The sequence below is a fragment of the Neisseria sp. P0009.S007 genome (assembly GCF_051962515.1).
This window is the reverse complement of the sequence record NZ_JBQCVF010000577.1, coordinates 1-975: the sequence shown is the minus strand read 5'-3', so window position 1 is coordinate 975 and position 975 is coordinate 1. Positions and strand designations below refer to the sequence as shown.

Sequence of the window (975 nt, the reverse complement as noted above, 5' to 3'; positions counted from 1 at the left end):
ACCGAGAGCGGCAATGCGCCAGCCCGTGAAGAATCAGACGAAACCCCAGTTCTGCCAAGCAATACCGGCAACAATAACAAACAACAACTGGACTCTCTGTTCTAATGTTCTAAAGCAAGGCCGTCTGAAACGTTCAGACGGCCTTTTTTGAGAAAATTCAAAGCAAAACCATGATTGATTTACACTGCCATTCGACCGTTTCAGACGGCATGCTCTCCCCAACCGAAGTCGTCCGACTCGCCCGTCAAAACGGTTGCACCCTGCTCGCTCTGACCGACCACGACCACACCGGCGGACTGGCCGAAGCTCGCGCCGAAGCCGATACCCTCGGCCTCCCCTTCGTCAACGGCGTGGAAATATCCGTCACTTGGCGCGGCCGCACCATCCACGTTGTCGGTTTGGACTTTGACGAACACAACGAAACCCTGCAAAACCTGCTTGCCGAAGTCCGTAAAGGCCGTCTGAAACGATTGGAAGCCATCGCGGCAAAACTGGAGAAAAAAGGCATAACAGGCGCGTATGAAGGCGCGCTGGCATTGGCCGCCAACAAAGAAATGGCCAGCCGCACCCACATTGCCGAATTCCTCATCCGCGAAGGCCATGTTAAAAACAAACAGCAGGCATTTACCAAATATCTGGGCGACGGTAAATCCTGTTCCGTCAGACATGAATGGGCCACACTGGAAGACTGCGTAGCCGCGATTACAGGCGCGGGCGGCATGGCCATTATCGCCCACCCAATGCGCTATGAATTATCCGCCACCGCCAAACGAAACCTGTTCCAAGAATTTAAAAATCTCGGCGGCGCAGGGATTGAAGTGCACAGCGGCAACTGCTGTAAAAACGACCGCCTCAACTATGCCCTGCTTGCCGACCGCTTCGACTTTCTCGCCAGTGCAGGCAGCGACTTCCACCGCCCCAACGACTTCAGCGGCGGCATACTCGGCGCCTGCCCCGACTTACCCGAACAATGCC

1 protein-coding gene is annotated in these 975 nt (G+C 55.4%); it reads left to right on the top strand.

Annotation, left to right across the window (positions count from 1 at the left end):
- Positions 1 to 170: 170 nt before the first annotated feature.
- Positions 171 to 975 (top strand): PHP domain-containing protein (locus ACTHS3_RS14915; protein ID WP_440368361.1); only part of this gene is annotated, 805 nt, incomplete at its 3' end.